The organism is Micromonospora sp. NPDC048170 (assembly GCF_040652795.1).
Lineage (GTDB): Bacteria > Actinomycetota > Actinomycetes > Mycobacteriales > Micromonosporaceae > Micromonospora.
Window position 1 is genome coordinate 1 of sequence record NZ_JBEZMR010000038.1, and the last position, 19,408, is coordinate 19,408.

General features: G+C 71.5%; 26 protein-coding genes. 13 read left to right on the forward strand and 13 right to left on the reverse strand.

Translation table 11 applies throughout. The annotated features are described in order from the left end of the window. A partial coding sequence (locus tag AB0D32_RS29360) for an IS5 family transposase (protein WP_357097166.1) occupies positions 1 to 587 on the reverse strand: 587 nt, incomplete at its 3' end. Between the two features lie 118 nt (positions 588 to 705). Further along, positions 706 to 864 carry a hypothetical protein gene (locus AB0D32_RS29365; RefSeq protein ID WP_357097168.1) on the reverse strand — a complete coding sequence of 53 codons (159 nt, stop codon included), beginning with the start codon at positions 862 to 864 and terminating at the stop codon, positions 706 to 708. Positions 865 to 1,012: 148 nt separating this feature from the next. On the opposite strand from AB0D32_RS29365, the gene AB0D32_RS29370 reads away from it, so the two are divergent. Beyond that, a complete protein-coding gene (locus AB0D32_RS29370) occupies positions 1,013 to 1,225 on the forward strand; it encodes a hypothetical protein (protein WP_357097170.1) in 213 nt (70 codons plus the stop codon). A 20-nt stretch (positions 1,226 to 1,245) separates the two neighbouring features. On the opposite strand, the gene AB0D32_RS29375 is transcribed toward AB0D32_RS29370, so the two are convergent. The 5 genes from AB0D32_RS29375 to AB0D32_RS29395 all read right to left on the reverse strand — a co-directional run bounded on the left by AB0D32_RS29375 (position 1,246) and on the right by AB0D32_RS29395 (position 3,580). Beyond that, positions 1,246 to 1,590: a toxin-antitoxin system HicB family antitoxin gene (locus tag AB0D32_RS29375; RefSeq protein ID WP_357097172.1), complete on the reverse strand. Its 345-nt coding sequence runs from the start codon at positions 1,588 to 1,590 to the stop codon at positions 1,246 to 1,248. Further along, on the reverse strand, positions 1,590 to 1,835 hold the full coding sequence (locus AB0D32_RS29380; RefSeq protein WP_357097174.1) for a toxin HicA: 246 nt from the start codon (positions 1,833 to 1,835) through the stop codon (positions 1,590 to 1,592). Before AB0D32_RS29380 ends, AB0D32_RS29375 begins: the two co-directional genes overlap by 1 nt. Before the next feature lie 165 nt (positions 1,836 to 2,000). Then, positions 2,001 to 2,549 (reverse strand): carboxymuconolactone decarboxylase family protein, encoded by a 549-nt coding sequence (locus AB0D32_RS29385; RefSeq protein WP_357097176.1) that lies wholly within the window; start codon positions 2,547 to 2,549, stop codon positions 2,001 to 2,003. 83 nt (positions 2,550 to 2,632) lie between these two features. Further along, complete coding sequence (locus tag AB0D32_RS29390; RefSeq protein ID WP_357097271.1) at positions 2,633 to 3,181, reverse strand: carboxymuconolactone decarboxylase family protein; 549 nt, start codon at positions 3,179 to 3,181, stop codon at positions 2,633 to 2,635. Between the two features lie 189 nt (positions 3,182 to 3,370). Beyond that, entirely contained in the window at positions 3,371 to 3,580 is a 210-nt protein-coding gene (locus AB0D32_RS29395; protein WP_357097273.1) for a winged helix-turn-helix domain-containing protein, read from the reverse strand. Between the two features lie 395 nt (positions 3,581 to 3,975). Between AB0D32_RS29395 and AB0D32_RS29400 the strand changes: the two genes are divergently transcribed. Next, a complete protein-coding gene (locus tag AB0D32_RS29400; RefSeq protein ID WP_357097275.1) occupies positions 3,976 to 4,242 on the forward strand; it encodes a DivIVA domain-containing protein in 267 nt (88 codons plus the stop codon). Then, complete coding sequence (locus tag AB0D32_RS29405; protein WP_357097277.1) at positions 4,239 to 4,508, forward strand: hypothetical protein; 270 nt, start codon at positions 4,239 to 4,241, stop codon at positions 4,506 to 4,508. The genes AB0D32_RS29400 and AB0D32_RS29405 overlap by 4 nt, the downstream gene beginning before the upstream one ends. Before the next feature lie 3 nt (positions 4,509 to 4,511). Here AB0D32_RS29405 and AB0D32_RS29410 read toward each other — a convergent pair whose 3' ends face one another. Continuing rightward, positions 4,512 to 5,432 carry an RNA polymerase sigma-70 factor gene (locus AB0D32_RS29410; protein WP_357097178.1) on the reverse strand — a complete coding sequence of 307 codons (921 nt, stop codon included), beginning with the start codon at positions 5,430 to 5,432 and terminating at the stop codon, positions 4,512 to 4,514. Between the two features lie 168 nt (positions 5,433 to 5,600). On the opposite strand from AB0D32_RS29410, the gene AB0D32_RS29415 reads away from it, so the two are divergent. Next, positions 5,601 to 6,086, forward strand: a complete 486-nt coding sequence (locus AB0D32_RS29415; RefSeq protein ID WP_357097180.1) for a carboxymuconolactone decarboxylase family protein — start codon at positions 5,601 to 5,603, stop codon at positions 6,084 to 6,086. 91 nt (positions 6,087 to 6,177) lie between these two features. Here the strand turns inward: AB0D32_RS29415 and AB0D32_RS29420 are convergent, their stop codons facing one another. The 4 genes from AB0D32_RS29420 to ligD (AB0D32_RS29435) all read right to left on the reverse strand — a co-directional run bounded on the left by AB0D32_RS29420 (position 6,178) and on the right by ligD (AB0D32_RS29435) (position 10,168). After that, positions 6,178 to 7,137: a zinc metalloprotease gene (locus AB0D32_RS29420; protein ID WP_357097182.1), complete on the reverse strand. Its 960-nt coding sequence runs from the start codon at positions 7,135 to 7,137 to the stop codon at positions 6,178 to 6,180. A gap of 254 nt (positions 7,138 to 7,391) precedes the next feature. Continuing rightward, the gene (locus AB0D32_RS29425; protein WP_357097184.1) at positions 7,392 to 8,156 is read right to left on the reverse strand and encodes a TIGR03089 family protein; all 765 of its coding nucleotides are present in this window, start codon (positions 8,154 to 8,156) and stop codon (positions 7,392 to 7,394) included. A 166-nt stretch (positions 8,157 to 8,322) separates the two neighbouring features. Then, a complete protein-coding gene (gene ligD, locus AB0D32_RS29430; RefSeq protein WP_357097186.1) occupies positions 8,323 to 9,237 on the reverse strand; it encodes a non-homologous end-joining DNA ligase in 915 nt (304 codons plus the stop codon). After that, positions 9,227 to 10,168, reverse strand: a complete 942-nt coding sequence (gene ligD / locus AB0D32_RS29435; RefSeq protein WP_357097188.1) for a non-homologous end-joining DNA ligase — start codon at positions 10,166 to 10,168, stop codon at positions 9,227 to 9,229. Before ligD (AB0D32_RS29435) ends, ligD (AB0D32_RS29430) begins: the two co-directional genes overlap by 11 nt. A gap of 86 nt (positions 10,169 to 10,254) precedes the next feature. Here ligD (AB0D32_RS29435) and AB0D32_RS29440 point away from each other — a divergent pair, with 86 nt between their 5' ends. From AB0D32_RS29440 to AB0D32_RS29475, 8 genes are all read left to right on the forward strand, one after another. After that, positions 10,255 to 11,259 carry a Ku protein gene (locus tag AB0D32_RS29440; RefSeq protein WP_357097190.1) on the forward strand — a complete coding sequence of 335 codons (1,005 nt, stop codon included), beginning with the start codon at positions 10,255 to 10,257 and terminating at the stop codon, positions 11,257 to 11,259. Between the two features lie 128 nt (positions 11,260 to 11,387). Then, positions 11,388 to 11,780, forward strand: coding sequence for a MerR family transcriptional regulator (locus AB0D32_RS29445; RefSeq protein ID WP_357097192.1), 393 nt, complete (start codon positions 11,388 to 11,390; stop codon positions 11,778 to 11,780). Continuing rightward, positions 11,750 to 12,097: a thioredoxin gene (trxA, locus tag AB0D32_RS29450; protein ID WP_357097194.1), complete on the forward strand. Its 348-nt coding sequence runs from the start codon at positions 11,750 to 11,752 to the stop codon at positions 12,095 to 12,097. Before AB0D32_RS29445 ends, trxA begins: the two co-directional genes overlap by 31 nt. A gap of 83 nt (positions 12,098 to 12,180) precedes the next feature. Further along, positions 12,181 to 12,825, forward strand: a complete 645-nt coding sequence (locus tag AB0D32_RS29455) for a DUF4241 domain-containing protein (protein WP_357097196.1) — start codon at positions 12,181 to 12,183, stop codon at positions 12,823 to 12,825. A 124-nt stretch (positions 12,826 to 12,949) separates the two neighbouring features. After that, a complete protein-coding gene (locus AB0D32_RS29460; protein WP_357097198.1) occupies positions 12,950 to 13,594 on the forward strand; it encodes an FKBP-type peptidyl-prolyl cis-trans isomerase in 645 nt (214 codons plus the stop codon). Positions 13,595 to 13,825: 231 nt separating this feature from the next. After that, positions 13,826 to 14,650, forward strand: a complete 825-nt coding sequence (locus AB0D32_RS29465) for a hypothetical protein (protein ID WP_357097280.1) — start codon at positions 13,826 to 13,828, stop codon at positions 14,648 to 14,650. Positions 14,651 to 14,713: 63 nt separating this feature from the next. Next, positions 14,714 to 15,367, forward strand: a complete 654-nt coding sequence (locus AB0D32_RS29470; protein ID WP_357097200.1) for an HAD family phosphatase — start codon at positions 14,714 to 14,716, stop codon at positions 15,365 to 15,367. A gap of 532 nt (positions 15,368 to 15,899) precedes the next feature. After that, a complete protein-coding gene (locus AB0D32_RS29475; protein ID WP_357097202.1) occupies positions 15,900 to 16,916 on the forward strand; it encodes an NADPH:quinone reductase in 1,017 nt (338 codons plus the stop codon). Between the two features lie 266 nt (positions 16,917 to 17,182). Here the strand turns inward: AB0D32_RS29475 and AB0D32_RS29480 are convergent, their stop codons facing one another. Next, positions 17,183 to 18,817 carry a fatty acid--CoA ligase gene (locus AB0D32_RS29480; RefSeq protein WP_357097282.1) on the reverse strand — a complete coding sequence of 545 codons (1,635 nt, stop codon included), beginning with the start codon at positions 18,815 to 18,817 and terminating at the stop codon, positions 17,183 to 17,185. A 98-nt stretch (positions 18,818 to 18,915) separates the two neighbouring features. On the opposite strand from AB0D32_RS29480, the gene AB0D32_RS29485 reads away from it, so the two are divergent. Continuing rightward, positions 18,916 to 19,407 (forward strand): NUDIX domain-containing protein, encoded by a 492-nt coding sequence (locus tag AB0D32_RS29485; RefSeq protein WP_357097204.1) that lies wholly within the window; start codon positions 18,916 to 18,918, stop codon positions 19,405 to 19,407. Position 19,408: the final 1 nt, after the last annotated feature.

A 19,408-nucleotide genomic window follows, 5' to 3' on the forward strand; every position in this document is an offset into this window, starting at 1 on the left:
CGGGGCCGGCCGACACCGAGGCGGGTCACGCGGATACGGCGCAGGACGGGGATGAACTGCGGGCTGTCACCACGATGCCCGGCGGTCACGATCAGGGAGAGGACCTTCTGTCCCTGCTCGCAGGCCAGATGAGTCTTGGTGGTCAACCCGCCGCGTGATCGGCCCAACGCATGGTCGGCCGGCTCCTCGTGCACGCCGCCGGGTGGTTCCTTCTGTCGGTGCCCGTCGGTGCGGGCGCCGGCGGCATGCTGGTGGGCGCGGCTGGTCATCGAGTCCACACTTACCGTCCAGACGATCCGACCCTGCGCGTCACCGGCGGCCTGCAGCGCGGACAGGATCTTGTCCCATGTTCCGTCACGCTGCCAGCGGCGGAACAGGCCGTAGACGGTGGGCCAGGGCGCGTACTCGGCCGGGACGTCCCGCCACGGGGCGCCGATCCGGATCCTCCAGCGGATCCCGTCGATGAGCTGCCGTTTCTCCCACTTCGGCGGACGACCCGTCGTTGACGCGGCAGGCAACAGCGGGGCCAGCACAGCCCACTGCCTGTCGGTCAGGTCATGCCGCCTCGTCACCGCTACGCTGGGCACGAGGTCTCCGGTATGAAGTTCTTGCTTGGTCGCAGAACCAGATACCGGAGACCTCTTCAGTTATCGATCACCGCCACGCCGCAACTTCGCGGGCACAGCCCGACTTACGAAACACGCCTTAGCACCAAAGAAGGCTGCGGCCGGCGAGGCCAGCAAGATCAGCAAGCACGGCAAAGCCGCTCTCAAACAGGACCACGGCATCGCCGCCGCTTGATCCGACGATCTCCAACGCCGGAACGACCTCCAAAGCCGGCGGTACGGCGACATCCAGGTCCAACTCCCGACGGTCGACTGACCCCGCGTCGGTCGGCTCCGCTGGCGTGCAGATAGGCACTCCGCGTCGCCCCGGCGCCCCTGTTCGAGCGCAGCACCAACTTCCGCGAGGGCGGCTCGGGTCCTGGCGGGCATTCCGTAGTGTCGATGGCATGATGGCTGTGGTGGTGTCCCTCGCGGTGTTCGTGGTGGTGTTGATCGTGGCGTTCGTCTTCATTGGCTGGCGGGACCGAAGCCGGCTTTCCACGCCTGAGGATTCGGCTGCGGTGCGCGATGCAACATCCACCCAGGCGCGATATGCGGCCGAGCGTCATGGTGCGCAGGGTGAGGTGTGGCGTAGCGGCCAAACTCCCAACAGCACCTGAGCACGACCGGACTCGACCGGTCAGGCGGCTCGTAGTTTCCGCAGGACGTACTGATTGAGGCTCATGCCGTCCTCGGCGGCCTGGATGGCGAGTTCCCGGTGCAGGCTCTCTCCGACGCGCAGGTTGAACTTGCCCGAATAGCTGCGCTCGGCGAACGGCTGCGGCACCTGCTCGCCCTGCTCGTACATGTCCTCGACCACTTCACGCAGCAACTCCTGGAGCCCTTGCAGAGCCTCGACCTGGGAGGCAGCCAGCCAGGAGAGAGACGGAAATTCGGCGCACGTGGCGACGAACTCGCGATCTTCGGCTGACCACGTGACGCGGTAGGTGTAGTGGGTGATCTCGGGACGGGGATCGGGTTGCATCACATGGCCTCCTTCTTGTCGATCGCCCTGAGCGCTTGCCGGATCTGGTATGCCTTCGCCTTGCCTTTGTCGTTCTGGATGTTCACCCGTGGGTCGCCCACCCAGGGCATCTTGAACACCGCATGAGAGCTGCCGGCCTGCCGTGGCTTCCCGAAGTAGTGTTCGCACGCCCGGTAGAGATCGCTGTAGGCGATGTTCTGCTGGTTCGTCCGCATCGCTGCAACGAGCTTGTCTATGGACGGCACAGCGATGGTACTGCGGGCGGTACCACAGCCGCAAACACTCGGCGGTGCGTCTGCTGCCCGCGCCGATCTTCCGCTTCACGGCGGACCTCCAGGCCCGCCGCCGGCTGGGCCTCACGGCGACGCTGGCATCACCGCCCGTAAGCGATGCACGGGTAGAGATCCGGTTCAGACCGTGTTGCGGTAGCCGACGCTGATGATCCGCCGAGCCGTCTCGTCGTAGTACTTCGGATCGCTCGGGGCGAACGTGCCGAGTCCGTCGACGTACCGGTTGACCATGCAGAAGGCCGCAGCGATCAACACCGTGTCGTGGATCTCCTCGTCGGTGACACCCTCGGCACGGGCTGCCTCGACCAGTTCGGGGGTGACCTCACGTCCACTGCGCTGTACGGCCCCGGCGATGTGCAGCAGGGCGCGCAGCTTGGCGCTTACCGGGGCGCTGTCCAGGTCGGCGCGTACCTGGTCGACCAGGGTCATGCCCTCGTCGAGCAGGGCGGCGGCGAACGCCGAGTGCGCCGAGCAGCAGTACGTGCACTCGTTCAGGCCGGAGACGTATGCGGCGATCAGCTCGCGGTCGGCTGTCGGCAGGCTGAGCGGCCCGCGCAGCAGGGTCTCGGCCAGTTCCAGCATCGGCTTGCCGGTCACCGGCCGGTACTTCAACGGGCCCCGGACCCCGGGAAACTCGTTTTCGTCCACGCCCAGGTCGATGTGTGCCATGACGTCACGCCCCATTCGGCTAGCCGGTGGAACCTCGGGTGATCGGTGCGGGGTTCGGTCCAGTGACGCCGGCCGGATCGCTGTCAGACGACCCGGCGGTAGCCGGTGTTCACGATGTGCTCGGACGCCTGCGCGTACCACCCGGGGTCGGCTGCCGGTTGGGTGCCGAGGCCGTCGACGTACCGGTTGAACATGCAGAAGGCCGCCGCTATGAGCACCGTGTCGTGGATCTCCAGGTCGGTGGCGCCCTCGGCACGGGCGGTCGCGACCAGCTCGGGGGTGACCTCGCGTCCACTGACCTGGACGGCGCCGGCGATGTGCAGCAGGGCGCGCAGTTTCGCGGAGATCGGGGCGTTGTCCGGGTCGGCGCGTACCTGGTCGACCAGGGTCATGCCCTCGTCGAGTTGCGCCGCCGCATACGCCGAGTGAGCCGAGCAGCAGTACGTGCACTCGTTGCGGCCGGAGACGTACGCGGCGATCAGCTCCCGTTCCCCGGGGGTGAGCGGGTGCGGCCCGCGCAGCAGCACCTCGACCAGTTCGAGCAACGGCTGGCCGGTCTCCGGCCGGAAGCGCAGCGGCCCACGGATGCCCGGGAACTCGGCCTCGTCCACCCGTAAATCGATGTGTGCGATGGGGTCACTCTCCTGAATCCGAAGCCGGTCCCTGATCGCGGGCTATCGATCGAACCTAATGAATCGATCGCGGCATCTCAAGAGCGCGCTGTGCGCTGTGCGGTGATGCTCGACAAGAACTGCCGCCGGGCGTAGAAGCCTTGGGCGAGGAAGATCAGCGTCAACCGAGCGGACGACCGGCCAGCACGGTCAAGGGCGGGGTCGCTCCGCGACGAAGACACCGCGACCTGGCCGCCCGACCAGCACGCCCTGCTCCCGCAGCCTCGCCACCGCCCGGCTGATCGTGGACTGCGAGACGTCGTACTCATCTGCCAACGCCCGCCCGGAGGGCAACTGAGACGCGGGCGGATACACCCCGGATTTGATCTTCTTGAGGAGATCGGCGAGCAGTTCGTCCATCGTGGGCGGGATAGGCACGTCAGGCCCCTTGCAGTCGGTTGGCCCGCCCAGTATCGATCAACCTTCGCGGCACAGGCAACGCACGTAGCGCGGATGACATAGGTGGGTAGGTGACTCGAAGACATGCTTGACATAGGTGACTCGGTGGCAATACCGTCGCTCTCGGTGATGCGGTGCTGCTGCGGTCGGTTGGCGCCTCTCGTACCGGTCTCGCATCGCCGCCGAGGCCCCACTTCCGCGCTCCCCCGGCGCAGCCCTGCCGCCGTACCGCCGATCAAGGCTGCGGTGGCAGGGCGGGGCGGTCTCCGTCGCCCGCAACCGGCGGAGACCGCCCCCTCCACCACCGACGCGATCCCGACGAAGGACGGTCACCTGTGCGCAACCTGATCCGTCGGCTGACGGGCCGACGCGAGCAACCACGTCTGGCGGACGTCGTCCGCCCGCCACGAGGGCTCCGGCCGTGGCAGATCCGCGACCGGTGCTTCAACGTCCGCCGGCGTGGCCTCGACCCCGTAGAGATCCGCGCCTTCCTGCACCAGGTGGCCGACGAACTCACCGTCGCGCAGACCGCGCTGGTCGCGGTGCAGGAGGAAAACGTACGCATCAAGAAGGCGCTGCGCGCGTGGCAGAGCGCGCAGGCGGCCACCCGCCACTACCGATGACCGACCGCTGGGTGATCCACCTGCCGGTCACCGCGCCCGACCTGCTCCGGGCCCGGATCCTCGCCCGGACCGCCGCCCGCGTGCTGGCCCGGCTCAGCGCCCGCGTCGAGCCCGGCGGGGTCACCGTCTCGGCCGAGGACCAGCAGGGCGTACGCCACTGGGTCTTCTGCGACCGGCCCCTGCCCGACGGTGGCGGGCGGTGTGCGCTGCCGGTGGACCACACCTCGGCCTGCGCGCGGCGTCCGCCGTGGCTCAGGCGGCGCTGAGGCTCACCGGCTCAGGACGGTCTCCCGTTCCATGTGGGACAGCTTCTCGGGATTGCGTACGGCGTAGATCCCGGCGATGCGACCGCCCTCGACGCGTACGGCCAGGACCGTGTCCATCTCGCCCGCGAGCTGGACGATCAGCGCCGGGTGGCCGTTGACCTGCGCCGGCCGCCACGACGTGCTGCCCGCGACCTTGCCCCACCCGCCGGCCAGCAGGCGGGCCACCTTGTCGGCTCCGAGGATGGGCCGCGGAACCGCCTGCTTGACGCCGCCACCGTCGCCGAGGAGGACCACGTCCGGCGCGAGGATGTCGAGCAGGCCCTGTAGGTCACCGGTCTCGATCGCCCGCTGGAACGCGTCGAGCGCATACCGGGTCTCGGCTGCGGAGACGACTCGGCGGGGCCGGCGTGCCGCGACGTGTGCCCGTGCCCGGTGGGCGATCTGACGAACGGCGGCGGGGTTCTTGTCGACGGCTTCGGCGATCTCGTCGTAACCGAGGTCGAATACCTCGCGCAGCACGAACACCGCCCGTTCGGTCGGCGCCAGCGTCTCCAGCACCAGCAGCATCGCCATCGAGACGCTGTCGGCCAGCGCGACGTCCTCGGCGACGTCCGGAGCGGTGAGCAGCGGCTCGGGCAGCCAGGGGCCGACGTAGGACTCTCTGCGGCGGCTGACCGTACGCAGCCGGACGAGTGCCTGGCGGGTGGTGACGCGGACCAGGTAGGCGCGCCGGTCCCGGACCGTGCCCAGGTCGACGCCCGCCCACCGCAGCCAGGTCTCCTGTAGGACGTCCTCCGCGTCGGCTGCCGAGCCGAGCATCTCGTACGCGACGGTGAAGAGCAGGTTGCGGTGGGCGAGGAACGCCTCGGTGGCCAGGTTCGGGCGATCGTCGTCGGCGGCGGCGGTCTGCGGCGTACCCACCATGGGTGGCTCCTGTTCCCCTCGACTGCGTCACCCATCAGATGCCGGACCCGGCCGGTCTGTGACACCTCCATCCTGTGGCAGTCGTCACCCGGCCGCACCCGTCACGTGGCGCTGCCCGCCGGCATCTCGTGTTCATCCAACCGGACACCAGGAGTGAAGGACGGAAGCATGGACACCCGATTCGACATGTTCGACAACGAGATCGCCATGAAGTTCGCCAAGCGGTTCGCGAACGCCGGCATGGTGATCCAGCAGTCGCCGCTGCCCGCGGCCACGCAGGAGCTGGTGTCGCTGCGGGCCAGCCAGATCAACGGCTGCGGCTGGTGCATCGACATGCACACCAAGGAGGCCGTGGCGGCCGGCGAGAGCGCGGTCCGGCTCAACCTGGTCGCCGCCTGGCGCGAGTCCACCGTCTTCACCGAGGCCGAGCAGGCCGCGCTGGCGCTCGCCGAGGAGGGCACCCGGCTCGCCGACGCCCACCAGGGCGTGTCCGACGAGACCTGGGCCCAGGTGCGCAGGCACTACGACGACGACCAGATCGCCGCGCTGATCGCCCTGGTCGCCCTGATCAACGCGGCCAATCGGCTCGCCGTGATCGTGCACCAGCGGGGCGGTTCCTACCAGCCGGGCATGTTCGCCGCCGCGTTCGACTGAATCGAGATCCGGCCCGGCCCGGGGATCAGCAGGTCCGGGAAACGACGGTGGCGGCCGGTCAGCGACCGGCCGCCACCTGCAACGCACTGCGTCAGCCGGCGCCGCCGGCCCGGAATGCCACCCAGGCGTCGCTCATCCGGTCCGCCTGACCCGGCGTGAACATGTTCATGCAGGAGTCCTGCGTGTAGTCCATGAAGTTGTGGATCGGGTCCAGCCCGGGTGCGGTGCAGCTGTCCGCGCCCACCGGGCAGTTGAACTGCGGGGCCGCCTCGCGCGGGGTGTCCGCGACGAAGTCGCCGGAGGCGGAGCACCCGTGCGCGAAGGTGTGCTCCAGCATCAGCCAGTGCCCGACCTCGTGCGTCAGCGTGTCGCCGAGGGCGTACTTGCCGGCCGTGCCGCCCGGCATCGACTCGTCGAGCATCACCACGCCGTCGATGTAGTCGCGGCCGTTGTTGTAGCCCTTCGGGAAGTACGCCCAGCCGAGCAGGCCGCCGCCGATGTTCGCCGCGTACACGTTGAGGGTCTCGGAGTCGCCGGTGTGCAGCGCCTTCTTCATGTCGCGCTCGTTCTTGCCGGGCACGACCGTGTACCAGTTGCTGTTCACCGTCCACGTCGTGTCGACCAGGTCGAACCGGAACGGCGTGTCGGAGGCGTCCGCGGCGGTGCTGCCCGCGAACGAGTCGTTGAGCACCTTCATCTGCGCCGCGATCAGGGTGTTCCACCTGGTCGTCTCGGCCGCGCTGAGCGGGTGGTCGGAGATCATGTGGAAGACCGTCGGCACGGTGACGCTGCCGTTGGCCAGGCGCGGGGCGTCCTTGATGACGCCGTAGGCCTTCGCCTCGTTCTTGGAGTACAGCTCCGGCTCCTGCGCGGTGGCGCCCTCGGCGAGCCGGGCCGCGCTGAGCCCGTCGGCGCCCGGCTCGCACTCGGCGACGCCCGGGGAGACGGGCGCGGGCGCTGCCGCCACCGCGCCGTAGGCGCCGCCGGACGCCAGGACCGTCGCGGCGGCGGCCGTGAGGACTGCGAGTCGGAAGATGGGTCTCCTGTGCATCGGTGCACCTTTCAGGAGGATGGAGGCGGTGCGGAGTCGACGCGGGGCCGTCACGACCAGGGTCGATGACGTCGTCTTCCCGGTATGAGACCACGTCGATGGCGCGGGCAACAGACCTGCGAAAAGGGCCGGATCTCCCTGTAACGGCAGGGGCCCGGGAAGCGCTACTTGAAGGCACTCGGGGCGTTTCGCGGACCGCGCGGGCTACCCAAGACGTACCGGGTCGAGGCTCGTTTCGGTGTAGGTCCCGCCTATCAGAGCACCCGGGTGACCTGCTCGGCGGCGACCCGGGCGTCCAGCCGGGCCGGGTCGAGGTTGGCGCAGAGCACCACCGACGCGCCGACGGCCAGCGGCGCCAACAGCCAGTACACCGGTTGCTCGTGTTCGGCGACGTCGACCAGTAGCCGGTCGCCGGCCCGCAGGTCGAGCCGCTCCGCCACGGCCAGCGCGACGCTGCCCCACTCGCGGTAGCTCGTGCCGTCCGGGCTGGCCGCGTCGGTGCTGGTCAGCGGGGCGGATACGGGCAGGACGGCGGTGTGCCGGCCCACCTCGGTCAGCCAGTCCAGGTAGCCCGGGGGCACCTCGCGTGGCGGGGCGGCGCCGAGCCCGAGCACGTAGCGGTGCCGAGCCTCGGGCACGTCCTCCAGCCAGTCGTCCAGCCGCTCGGCGCTGACGAAGAGCGCGTCGAAGGGCTCGTCGACGCCCGGCCCGAGCCGCGGCAGGCCGGCCGTCGCCCTGGGCTGGAACGACACCGCCACCCCGGCCGACCAGGCGCCCAGCAGCACGGCGGCGGTCTGCCAGTGCGCCGGCAGCAGCACCGCCGCCCGGTCGCCGACGCCCAGCCCGCAGCCCTCGCGCAGCAGCCCGGTGGCCCGCGCCGCCCAGCCGCCCAGCTCCGTCGCGGTCAGGTCGACCCGCTCACCGGTCGCGTCGTCCAGGTACGTCAGCAGCGGCCGGTCCACCTCCGCCGCCCTGCCACCGGTCAGCGGATCCCGGACGAGGGCATCGGTCAGGTTCATGTCGTACTCCTCGGCTGGCTGCGCCCACCCTACTCAACCGCACCCCGCCCACCGACGAGGAACCACACCCGCCCCCACCACCACTACCCCGCCCCGCCCGCACCCGCCTGAGCAGATCTTGGACAGTTGCCGTCAGGCACGAACGGCAACTGTCCAAGATTCAGCCTCAGCGGGCGGGCAGCTCGGGGCCGCCGTCGAGCAGCGGGGCGAGCAGGTCTCCCTGCTTCTCCACCCGCGTGAGCACCTCCCCGGCCGTGTACGGCTTCGACGCCGGCCGCTTCCCCGCCGCGCCCGACTCGACCTCGTCCCAGGTCAGCGGGGTGGAGACGGCGGGCACGGACTGGGCCCGCAGCGAGTACGGCGACACCGTCGTCTTGGCCGCGTTGTTCTGGCTCCAGTCGATGAAGACCTTGCCGGGCCGCAGGTTCTTCGCCATCTTCGACACGATCAGCTTCGGGTGCGCCTGCTCCAACTCCTGCGCGATCCGTTTGGCGTAGTCGGACACGAGATCGGAGGACTGGTTTCCGCCAACCGGGCAGCAGAGCTGCATGCCCTTCTTTCCCGACGTCTTGGGATACGAGGAGATCCCGTCCTCGGCGAGCCGGTCGCGCATCAGCAGCGCCACCTGGCAGCACTGGCGCAGCGTCGCCGGTGGCCCGGGATCGAGGTCGACGACCATCATGTCGGGGTGCTCGCCGATCTTCCACTGCGGCGTGTGCAGCTCCAGGGCGGCGAGGTTGGCCAGCCAGACCAGGGTGGGCAGGTCGTCGGCGACCACGTAGTCGATGGTGTCCCGGCCCTTGCTGGACCCGGGCGCGGGCAGCGTCTCGGTGCGGACCCAGCCGGGGGTGGCGGCGGGGGCGTTCTTCTCGAAGAAGGAACCACCCGTGACGCCGTTGGGGAAGCGGATCCGGGTCAGCGCCCGGTCGGCCAGGTGCGGCAGGAGCACCGGGGCGATCCGGGTGTAGTAGTCGATCACCTCGCCCTTCGTGAACGCGGCGTCGGGATAGAGCACCTTGTCGAGGTTGGACAGCTCCAGCGCGCGCCCCTCGACGTCCACCTTGAACCGCTCAGCCGGCATCGTCGACCTCCTCGACGGGCTTGTCGGGCCGCAGCCGGAGCACCCGGGGGAACCGCAGCCGCCCGTCCGGGGTGCGCTGGCCGTACTTCACCTCCACCACGACCTGGGGAGTTACCCAGATCGCGCTTCGGGCATCCTCGCGCGGCACGTCACCGGCGAACGGCGACGCGCCGGCCCGCAGCGGCTCCAGCTCGCGGAGCAGTTCCCGCTCGATGGCCGCGCCGATGCCGCCGCCGACCCGGCCCCGGTAGGTGAGCCGCCCGTCCGGTCGCGGCACCCCGACCAGCAGGCCGCCGATCTTGCGCGCTCCGGGCCGCCAGCCGCCGACCACGAAGTCGCCGGTGACCTCCAGTTTTACCTTCACCCAGTCCGGCGAGCGCACGCCCGGCCGGTAGACCGACTCGACCCGCTTGGCCATCACCCCCTCCAGGCCGTGCTCGCCGGCCGCCTCGTAGGTGGCCGGGCCGTCACCGAAGACCGGCGGCACCGCCCACCGGGAGCCGCCGAGCGCCAGGCCGTCCAGGGTCTCCCGCCGGCGGGCGTACGACCAGCCGGTCAGGTCCTCGCCGTCGAGCCGGAGCAGGTCGAAGATCATGTACGTCACCGGCGCGACCGCCGCCAGCCGGGCGGCCTTGTTCCGGTCGCGTACGTGCATCCGTTCCGCCAAGGCGGTGAACGAGGGCTGGCCGGTCTCGCCGAGCAGCACCACCTCGCCGTCGAGCAGCGCGTCACCCACCTGCTCGGACAGGGTTGCCAGTTCGGGGTACGCGACGGTGATCTCCACGCCGCTGCGCGCGTACAGGTGCTGCCGGCCGCCGGTGATGTCGGCGAGCGCGCGGACGCCGTCCCACTTGAACTCGTACGCCCAGCCGGCACCCGCCGGGAGCTGCCCGGTCGTCGCGAGCATCGGCTGGAGCGGCGCGCCGGGCACCTCCCGACTGTACTTGCGCACCGAAGCGCTCGCGTGGCCTTCGATCGTTTGCCATCCTGGGCTGTACCGGCGAGAGGAGCACGGGGATGCGGGCCATCTGGAAGGGAGCCGTCTCGTTCGGGCTGGTCTCGATCGGGGTCAAGCTCTACTCGGCCACCGAGGAGAAGGACATCCGCTTCCACCAGGTGCACCGGGAGGACGGCGGCCGGATCCGCTACAAGCGCACCTGCCAGGTCTGCGGCGAGGAGGTCACCTACGACGACATCGCCAAGGGCTACGACATCGGCGGCGGCGAGATGGTGATCCTCACCGACGAGGACTTCGCCGACCTGCCGCTGTCCACCTCGCACGCCATCGACGTGCTGGAGTTCGTCCCCGCCGAGCAGGTCGACCCGATCCTCTACAACAAGGCGTACTTCCTGGAGCCGGAGGGCACCGCCACCAAGCCGTACGTGCTGCTGCGCGACGCGCTCGCCGACTCGGAGCGGGTGGCGATCGTCAAGGTGGCGCTGCGCCAGCGGGAACAGCTCGCCACGCTGCGGGTCCGCGAGGGCGTACTGCTGCTCAACACGATGCTCTGGCCCGACGAGATCCGGAAGCCCGACTTCGGCTTCCTCGACGAGGACCTGAAGGTCCGCCCGCCGGAGCTGGCGATGGCCAGCTCGCTGATCGACTCGATGGCCGGCGAGTTCGAGCCGGACGCCTTCACCGACGACTACCGGGCGGCGTTGCAGGAGGTCATCGACGCCAAGGTGGAGGGCCGCGAGGTGGTCCAGCCGGAGGAGGTCGAGGAGGCCCCGGCCGCGGCGGTCGACCTGATGGCGGCACTGAAGGCGTCCGTGGAGCGGGCCAAGGCCGCCCGCGGCGAGGCGCCGGCCGGCGGGGGCGGGGAACCCACCCCGATCTCGGCGGCCCGCTCGGCGCAGAAGAAGGCCGCCGAGAAGAAGGCGGCGAAGGCCCCGGCCAGGAAGACCGCCGAGAAGAAGGCCGCGCCCAAGAAGAAGGCCGCCCCGAAGAAGGCCGCCGAGGGCGAGAAGAAGCCCGCCGCCAAGAAGGCCGCCCCGAAGAAGGCGGCCCGCAAGACCGCCTGACGCCTCTCGTCGTACGCGCACCGCCCCGCCGCGCGCTGACCCCGTTGAGGTGCCCTTCCTTACCGCCGAGGTTGCCTTGACGCCAGCGGCAAGGTCTAGCGTCGGGCGGGTCGGACGAGGAGGGTCGGATGCTGATCGGTGAACTGGCGGAACGCGCCGGCACGACCACCCGGGCCTTGCGCTACTACGAGACGCACGGCCTGGTCCGGGCGGCCCGCTCGGCCAACGGATACCGGGTCTACGACGAGGCGGAGCTGCCCGTCGTACGAGAGATCCGGGCGCTGCTCGCGGTGGGCTTCGGCCTGGACGACATCCGCCCGTTCGTCGCCTGCCTCCGGGCCGGCAACGCCACCGGTCACGTCTGCCCCGACTCGGTGGCCGTGCTGCGGCGCAAGCTGGCCGAGGTCGACGCCGGCATCGACCGCCTGCACGAGGTCCGCCGGGAGCTGCGTGACCAGCTCGCCCACGCCATCACCCACCGGGAGGAAACATGCTCGAGACTGCGCCGGGCGGCTCGCTGACCGCCGTCACCGACGACACCTTCGCCGCCGTGGTGCTCGCCGCCGACCAGCCGGTGGTCGTCGACTTCTGGGCGGACTGGTGCCCGCCGTGCCGGGCCATCTCCCGTAGCCTCGCCGAGCTCGCCGAGGAGTTCGCCGGGCGGATGGTCGTCGCCACGGTCGACACCGACGCCAACCCGGCGGTCACGCGCACCTACGGGGTGATGTCCCTGCCCACCCTCCTGGTGTTCCGCCACGGAGAGGTGGTCGGCTCGATCGTCGGGTCCCGCCCGAAGCATCACCTGCGTCAGGCCCTGGCGCGGCATCTCGACGGCTGAGCCGTCGGCCGGTGCGGTGCGGTCTCGCCGGCCCGGTCCGCCGCGGGTACGCTCCCGCCGGCCCCTGCCGCGAGAGGAACGCCATGCCGTACACCCCCGAGCTGGACCGGCTGCTGACGCCCGGCGCCCGCTTCGCCGACGAGCACGCCACGTACGTCATGGAGGTGCACCCGGTGGGCGACGTCGTGTTGCCGACGGGGCGGGTGGTCGGCTGCGACCCCCTGATCTGCCCCGACGACGAACCTTTCACGGTGGGTGTGGTTCCCGGCCGCTACCCGGCGCGGGCGTGGGTCGCGGTGGTGCGGGGCGAGGACTCGGAGGCGGACCGGCGGGTGGCCGCCCTCGAACTGGTGGTCCACGACGAGCCGGCGGTCCGCTGGGAGATGGCGCTGGTCGGCGACCAGGACATCTCGACCCTCAAGCCCGACGAGTGGTTCGGCTACGGCGTGGACACCGGCACGGGCACCCTGGCCGACCCGACTGCCCTGGCGGCCCTGGAGTCCTGGGACGAGGAGGCGGTGCAGGACGTCTTCGTCCCCGGCGACTCGGCGGACGGGCCGGTGCCGGGGCACGTCTCCGTGGTGCTCGACGAGGCGACCGGGGCCAACGTGGTGACGGTCTGGACGGGCTGGGGCGACGGCTGCTACGGCACCTGGATCGGGCGGAACGCGGACGGCCGGGTCACCTCGTTCGTGACCGACTTCATGGTGGTACCGGGGCCAGCGTGACGGGTGCGGTGGCAGCGACGACCGTCGAGGCGGCGCGGTGGGCGGCCGGGCGGGTACCGTGTGCGTCGGCTTTCCCCCGGCACTCCGATGCCGGCCACCACCTTCGCAGCAGGGAGTCGACGCCGTGAGCGAGCGTACGCAGAACCGGTCCCAGAAGTCGGAGCGGCGGCTGGCCGCCCAGTTGGCGGCGCAGAAGGCGGCCGAGGCGAAGCGCCGCCGCCAGGCCTGGGCCGGCGGGCTCGCCGGCGTCGCCGTGGTCGCGGTGCTGATCACCGTGTTCGTGACGATCGGGCGCAACGACGACGGCGACAAGGACCAGACGGCCGGCGCCCCCTCGGCGGGCGCGTCCGCCCCGGCCACCGACACGCCCCCCGCCCCGCAGCTCCCGGCGGGCGCGGACCCGGCCCTGGGCAGCAAGCCGACGGTCGCCGCCGGCACGGGCGAGCTGACGAAGCTCACCGTGACCCCGCTGATCAAGGGCACCGGCCCGGCGGTGAAGGCCGGCCAGACGGTCACCGCGAACTACGTCGGCGTCTTCTACAAGGACGGCAAGGAGTTCGACTCGTCGTGGAGCAGCGGCCAGCCGGTGCCCTTCCCCATCGGCGTCGGCCAGGTCATCCCGGGCTGGGACCAGGGCCTCGTCGGGGTGACCGTCGGCAGCCGCGTGCAGCTCGACATCCCGACCGAGCTGGCGTACGGCGAGAATCCTGGCGGCGGTCGCCCGGCCGGCCCGCTGCGCTTCGTGGTGGACGTGCTCGCGGCCCAGTGACCGGCAGTGACCGGCAGTAACCCGCGCGACCGGTCTGTTACCCCGCGGTAGCGGCCCGGTTCGCCCGGGATGTCGCCCGCCGTTGATGCAGTAGCCCACACGGGGCTTCCGACCCCTCACCTGCCGCAGTAGGTTCAGCGTCACCCCGGACGGTCCGGCCGTCCGGGGCGGTAACCGGACGCGGAGGTGCACGTGACGGCGCTGGACGACGCGGGGCGGGCCGCCCGGGTGATGTGGACGCACTACGAGCCGGTCCACGCGGTCACCTACTTCCATCCCCGCGCCCGGGCCGCCTTCGAGGCGGTCGGGTTGCGGGGCTTCTGGCGCGGCTACTTCGCCGGCCGGGCCGCCCCGCTCGGGCCCGCCGAACCGGCGCCGGTGATCGCGGCGTTCTTCAGCTTCGCCCCGCACACGGTGGCGCGGGCGCTGCCCGCCGTCTGGCGGCTGGCCACCCCGCAGGAGGCGCTGCGGGCGCGGCTCACCGGCGCGGTGCAGGCGCTGGCCGAACTGACCTACGAGCTGCCCGAGTCGCACCTCGTCGAGGCCGCCGAGCTACTGGAGGCCGCTGCCGCCGAGGTGGAGCCCGCCGGCCGGGTGCTCGGCGCCGCCAACGCCGCCCTGCCGCGCGGCGAGTACCCGCTGGCCCGGCTCTGGCAGGCCGCCACCACGCTACGGGAGCAGCGTGGGGACGGCCACGTGGCGGCGCTCGTCGCGGCCGACCTCGACCCGGTGGAGACGCTGGCCTGGCGGGCCGCTGTCGGCATGTCCCCGCTGAACCTGCTCGGGCGGGGGTGGACGGAGGAGCAGTGGGCCGCCGCCCGCGCCCGGCTGACCGTACGGGGCTGGCTGACCCCCGACGGGGAGCCGACCGAGCAGGGAGCTGCCCGGTTCGAGGCGATCGAGGACGCCACCGACGCCGCCGCTGCCCGCCCCTGGCGGACGCTGGGTCCGGAGCGCACCGAACGGCTGCGCGAGCTGCTCGAACCGATCGCCGTCGCCGGCCACACCGTCATCCCGGAGGGCAACCCGATCGGCCTGCCCGCGCTACGCCGCTGACCGTCGGCGGTGGGCGGTCGGCGGTCGGCCCGGGTGACCGTTGCGATAGGGCAGGATGGGCTCGTGGCGGATGCGGTGATCTTCGACCTGGACGGCGTGATCGTGGACTCCGAGCCGGTCTGGGAGGAGGTCCGGCGGGCGTACGTCGCGGCGCACGGCGGCACCTGGCAGCCCGACACCCAGCGCCGGCTGATGGGCATGAGCACCGGTGAATGGGCCCGGTACCTCAGCGGAGAGCTGGGCGTCGACCGGAGCGCCGAGCAGGTCGCCGCCGAGGTGGTCGACGAGATGACCCGGCGGTACGCGGCCCACGTACCGCTGATCGACGAGGCCGACGAGGTGGTGCGCCGACTGGCCGGACGGTGGCCGCTGGGGCTGGCCAGTTCGTCGCCGACCCGCCTGATCACGGCGGCGCTGGCCGCGACAGGGCTGACCGACACGTTCGGCGCCACGCTGTCGACCGAGGAGACCGAGCGGGGCAAGCCGGCGCCGGACGTCTACCTGGCGGTCGCCGAGCGGCTGGGCGTCGACCCGGCCCGCTGTGTCGCCGTGGAGGATTCGTCCAACGGTGTCCGGTCGGCTGCCGCTGCCGGCATGACGGTGGTGGCGGTGCCGCACGGGGCGTACCCGCTGGATCCGGACGCCGAGCGCCTCGCCGCCGTGATGCTCGCGTCGGTCGACGAACTGACCCCGGAGACCGTGGCCGGGCTCGGATAGGACGACTCGACCAGGCGGGCCGCGCTGGGCTGGTTGGTGCTGCGGTTCACGCCTTACGACTTGCTGCCACACCCCGCCCAATTGTCCGCCTGCCACTGGGCTGGCGGTCAGCGGCATCGGCGGGGCGTTCGCCCTCTGCGTGGCGATTCCAAGAACGCCGCCCCAACCAGCGGTGATCAGGACGCCATGGACCCTAAAGCGGCCACGTAACGTCCATGGCGTCCTGATCACCAACCGCCCGCGCAGCCCGCGCCACGTTGCCCGCCCGCGTTGTTCCGCCCGTTTGTCGTTGAAGGGCGGTGGGGTTGTGGTGGGGCGTTGTTCCGCACCGGCGACCCGGGCCGGTGGAGCTACGACGACCGTGTGGGGTACCGGCACGAGGCCGACGGCTGCTTGTCCTGTTTGCGCCGCCGGTTTCGGCGGGCTGCCCGGTTGTCCGGTTCGGGCCCGGCCGGTGCCGGCATGGGTGCGGGCCCGCCGGGTACCGCAGCCCACGGCGCCCCGGCCGGGGCAGCCGGGTGAGGAGACGCGGATGAAGGCGATCGTGTACGAGCGCACCGGCGACGTCTCGGTGCTGCAACTGGTCGACCGGCCGGTGCCGGAGCCCGGCCCCGGTGAGGTTCTGGTGCGGGTGGCCGTGTCCGGGGTGAACCCGACGGACTGGAAGGCGCGGCGGCAGGGGCCGCTGCCGGGTGACTGGCAGACGCCCGGGCAGGACGGCGCGGGGGTGATCGAGGCGGTCGGCGAGGGCGTCGACCGGGAACTGGTCGGCGAACGGGTGTGGCTGTGGGAGGCCGCGTGGCAGCGGCCTTGGGGCACTGCCGCCGAGTACACGGTGGTGCCGGTACGGCAGGCGGTGCCCCTGGGCGACGCCTCCTTCGAGTTGGGGGCCTGCCTGGGCATCCCCTTCCTGACCGCGCACCGGTGTCTGACCGCCGGCGAGTACACGCCGGACAGGCTGCACGCGGGCGCGCTCAGCGACCACATGGTGCTGGTGCAGGGCGGGGCCGGCGTGGTGGGCAACGCGGCCATCCAGCTCGCCCGGTGGGCGGACGCCTGCGTGGTCGCCACGGTCAGCAGCCCGGAGAAGGCGCAGTTGGCGGCGGCGGCCGGTGCGTCCTTCGTGGTCGACTACCGGACGCAGGACGTGGTCGAGGAGGTACGCAAGATCGCGCCCGACGGGGTGCACACGATCGTCGAGGTCTCGGCGGCCCGCAACGCCGCCACCGACGTCCAGTTGCTCCGGCGCGGCGGCGCGGTCTGCGTCTACGCCGACGACGGCGGGGACGAGGTGACCCTGCCGATCCGCCCGTTGATGATGCCGAACGCGCGGTTCCAGTTCGTGCTCGTCTACACCGAGCCGAAGGCGGCCAAGGCACAGGCGGTGGTGGACGTGGCCGCCGCGGCGGCGCAGGGCGGGATCCGGGTGGGCCAGGACGCGGGGCTGCCGCTGCACCACCACCCGCTCTCGGCCGCCGCCGCGGCGCACCGGGCGGTGGAGAACTCGGTGGTCGGAAAGGTGCTGATCACGACCAGCGGGGAGGGGTGACGGCAGGCCGGCGGGTGACGGCGGGAAGCGAAGGCGGGGCCGACCGCCGGGGAACGGAGGCGGGCCGGCGGCGACCGTCGAAAACATCCGAGCTGGGAGAATTTCCCCGTCATCGGGACAGAGGCGAACAACTTTCGCAACAATGACGGTGCGGGTCACCCGCATGGAGCGGGCGGCCCCGGCGCGGTGCGAACGCCGGGGCCGCCCCTGGGGAGGGATGTCAGGAGTAGTCCCTACCCCGACAGGCGACGGTGCGCCTGAAAACGTTACGGGGCGGTCAGCTCCCGCACACTCAGTTCGCCCCCGGCGTACCGGGAACGCACCACCTTCTTGTCGAACTTGCCCACGCTGGTCTTCGGCACCGCGTCGATGACGGCCCAGCGCTCCGGCAACTGCCAGCGGGCCACCGTCCCGGCGAGGAACTCCCGCAGTTCCTCGGCGGTCGCCGACGCCCCCTCGCGCAGTACGACGGTGGCCAGCGGTCGCTCGCCCCAGCGCTCGTCGGGCACCCCGACCACGCAGGCCTCCAGCACCGCCGGGTGGGCCATCAGGGCGTTCTCCAGCTCGACCGAGGAGATCCACTCGCCGCCGGACTTGATGACGTCCTTGGCCCGGTCAGTGAGTGTGATGTAGCCGTCCGGCGAGAGCGTGCCGACGTCTCCGGTACGCAGCCAGCCGTCGCGGAACTTCTCCTCGTCCGGGACGTCGTCCCCGACGTACCTGGCGGTCACCCACGGCCCGCGGACCTCCAGCTCACCGACGGACGTCGCGTCGGCGGGCAGCGGCTCGCCCAGCGGGCCGACGATCCTCGCCTCGACCCCGGCCGGCACCCGGCCCTGCGTGTAGCGGTAGCGCCAGGCGTCCTCGCCGTGCGCCCCGGCCGGCGGGCGGGCCACCGAACCCAACGGGGACGTCTCCGTCATCCCCCAGGCGTGGATCACGTCGACCCCGTGCCGATCGGCGAACGCGTGCATCAGCGCCGGCGGGCAGGCCGAGCCGCCGACGATCACCTCCTGGAGCGAGGAGCTGTCCACGTCGTGACCGTCCAGGTGGGCGAGCAGGTCGTTCCAGATCGTCGGCACCGCGGCGGCCAGGGTGGGCCGTTCGGCGGCGATCATGTCGGCGATCGGCGCGGCCTGGAGGAACCGGTCCGGCATGATCAGCGACGCCCCCGAGAGGAAGGCCGCGTACGGCAGGCCCCAGGACATCGCATGGAACATCGGCACGATGGCCAGCTCGCGGTCGGTCGGGCCGAGACCGAACCCCTCCGGCATGCAGATCTGGAGCGAGTGCAGGTAGATCGAGCGGTGCGAGTAGGCCACGCCCTTCGGGTTGCCGGTGGTCCCGGAGGTGTAGCAGAGGGCGGCGGCGTCGCGTTCGTCGATCTCCGGCCAGTCGAAGACGTCGGGGCGATCGACCAGCAGCGCGTCCCAGTGGTGCACGGCGATCCGGTCGCCGGCCGCGGCCGTCAGCGGGGTCGGGTCACCGCCGCCGACCACCACCACATGTCGCACGGTGGTCATCTCGCCGATCACCCGGGCCAGCAGCGGAACGAGCGTCGAGTCGACCAGCACCACGCGGTCCTCGGCGTGGTTGGCGATGTAGGCGACCTGGTCCAGGAAGAGCCGGATGTTGAGGGTGTGCAGCACCGCGCCCATGCTGGGCACCGCGAAGTACGCCACCAGGTGCTCGGCGTTGTTCCACATGAAGGTGGCGACCCGCTCGTCGCCGGTGACACCGCACTCGTCGCGCAGCGCGTGGGCCAGCCGGGCAGCCGTCCGCCCGACCTCGGCGTACGTCATCCGGCGCGGCTCGCCGCCCGTCCAGGTGACCACCTCCGCCGTGCCGTGCACGGTCGCGCCGTGCCCGAGGATCCGGGAGACCTGGAGGGAGGCGTCCATCATCGTGCTACGCATGGGTAACAAGTTAGTGTCGCCGGTCACAGGTTGGGAACCCTGGAAAACCCGTCGGCCCCGGACCGGGCCCGTAAATTGTCCGGGTGAGCATCTCCTGGGCTGATTCGTACGTGGGACAGCTACGCGCGCTCGCCGGTGACCGGACGCTGATGTTCGTCGGCGCCCGCGCCGTGGTCCGCGACACCGCGGGCCGCCTCCTGCTGATCCAGCGCTCCGACAACGGGCAGTGGGCCATGCCCGCCGGGGCGATGGAACTGGGCGAGTCGATCGCCGACTGCGCCGTCCGCGAGGTGCGCGAGGAGACCGGGCTGCGCGCGCTGCGGGTCAGCGCCTTCGCCCTCTACACGGGCCCGGACCGCACCCACACCAACATGTACGGCCACACGTACCAGATCTTCACGGCGGCGTTCCGGGTCGACGAGTGGGACGGCGAACTGGCCCGGGTCACCGACGAGACGACCGACGCCGGCTTCTTCCACCGGCGGCAGTTCCCCGCCCCGCTCAGCCCGAGCGTGCCCGAGACCCTCGCCGACCTCGACGTCTTCGAGCAGACCAACCGGCTGATCCTCAAGTAGG